General features: G+C 43.0%; 2 protein-coding genes and 1 pseudogene. All 3 read right to left on the minus strand.

The window, feature by feature from the left end; all coding sequences use genetic code 11:
- Window positions 1-232 (minus strand): annotated as a pseudogene (locus HMPREF1051_RS07480) (RHS repeat protein); the annotation flags it as partial.
- Between the two features lie 125 nt (window positions 233-357).
- Complete coding sequence (locus HMPREF1051_RS07485; protein ID WP_003766584.1) at window positions 358-684, minus strand: hypothetical protein; 327 nt, start codon at window positions 682-684, stop codon at window positions 358-360.
- A gap of 43 nt (window positions 685-727) precedes the next feature.
- Window positions 728-1,795: RHS repeat domain-containing protein (locus tag HMPREF1051_RS15265; protein ID WP_003766586.1), on the minus strand; the 1,068-nt coding region annotated here is incomplete at its 5' end.

The raw sequence follows: 1,795 nt of genomic DNA on the forward strand, positions 1-1,795 counted from the left end.
GGTGGCCGCTGCCGTAATACAGGTAGTTGATCTGTCTGCCGTCGGGCAGGACGGTGGCGGTGCGGTTGCCGTGGAAATCGTAGTGGTAACGGACGGTTTCGGTAACGGGCAGGTACAGCATGTCGTACTGCGCATCGCGCCAGTCGGTTTCGGGCAAACCGTTTCGGGCGTTCTCTTCTTTGGACGACACCTTCCATTGGTGCTGGGCGATAAGTTGGCCGTTTTCGTTGTAGCCAGGGTAGGTAAGGATGACACATAAGGAAAGGTCGTCTGAAAATTTTCACACGACCTTATTAGGCTGTTGGGTCTTGACCCAACCTACAGTCACTGACACTTTATGCAAATATAGCTTGCATTTTAAAGTTCATCCAACACTCGGATGCTATCCGTGTCCTTAGTAGTTAGTTTTTTTATATCGACTTCAAAAAAACTAAGTTTCTTATTTTTGATTGTATAGTCATACATTTTTTTGTGGGTTTTGTCAAAAACATATCCTGTATATGAGTTGGCAATCTTCTGATTTTCAATAAAATCTGTGATAAATAAATTATCTTTTGATACATTTAACTCTGTCAAAAGTTGTCTAAACACATCAGGAAAATCTATTGAAAAACTCTCTGTTAACTCTTTTATATCCTGAATAAAAATATCATTTGGCATTTCATCCAATTCCATCGGCTTCATATTGGACTCCTTTAATTTTAAATAAATTTAAAAATATTAAATACTAACAGTGTCTACTCTTAATTGGGGTTATGATACGCCTCAGTATCCCTGCTCTTCTCGCTCCTTTCTCGCATCTGCCACACATTGGTTTTGTAGCTCCAAGAGATTTAATTTTAGCTCCTCTTTTTTTCGCTTCTCGTATAAGTTGACGTTCAGCATCATTTAAGTGGTTGCCATCTTTCCCGCTTCTTCCTGCTGGATGTAAATTTTGTATTATTTCATCTGCACCCGCAAGACTTTGTTGCCTTCTAGAAGGCTTTGATGACAGAGAAGAGCCTGCTTGAGCAATCCATATTTGAGAGGTTCCATCAGCAAGTGTTACCCTTGCCAAGGCTAACGTAGTGAAACCATCTCTATTTTTTTCTGTCAAATTATCAGACAATTTATCAATTCTTCTTGCAAGATCCTCATCATTTTTTCTGTTTGGATTGGGTATACATGCTAACCCTAAAGGATCAATCCAAATCTGAATATTAGACGAAAACCGATAAAGATTATCTCCACCATATAACCCAATCGGGTCCTGATTTACAAACCGACCCGCATCAGGCTCGTAATACCTGAAGAAGTTGTAATGTAGTCCTGTCTCACGGTCGGCATACTGGTTTTGCAGGCGGAAGGGTTGGTATGCGCTATCCGTTACCTTGGTTTCTTCTTTCAGACGACCCCAGCCGGTGTAGTTGCCGAACCATAAAAGGTTGCCGTCCCTATCGGTCATCTCTCTTGGGATGCCGATTTGGTCGCAGTGGAAGTAGTTTGTTTCTTGGCGGTTTTCTCTTTCTTCGGTTGTCCAATCGCGGACTTGCGCCAGCGGTTCGTAGGAATCCGGGTCGGTGTAGATATAGGTATATCTGCCGTCCGGGTGGATTTCCTGCAGTAAATGGCTGCCTTCCCAAACGAAGCGGGTTTGGTTGCTGAGGTCGTCTGAAACTTCCTGACTGTTTTTCAGACGACCTTTGCCTATCCTTCTGCCCAGTGCGTCGTAGGTGTAGGACCAAGTTTCTTTCGTGCCGTCTTTTTTGAAGATTTCGGCTTTAACCAGTTGGTCGTGCAGGTCGTAGAAATAGTT

The sequence above is a fragment of the Neisseria sicca VK64 genome (assembly GCF_000260655.1).
In the GTDB taxonomy this organism is placed as follows: domain Bacteria; phylum Pseudomonadota; class Gammaproteobacteria; order Burkholderiales; family Neisseriaceae; genus Neisseria; species Neisseria sicca_B.

What these genes read in the sequence shown, in the direction of transcription:
- HMPREF1051_RS07485 (WP_003766584.1), bottom strand. Translation starts at nt 684, where the DNA reads ATGAAGCCGATGGAATTGGATGAAATGCCAAATGATATTTTTATTCAG.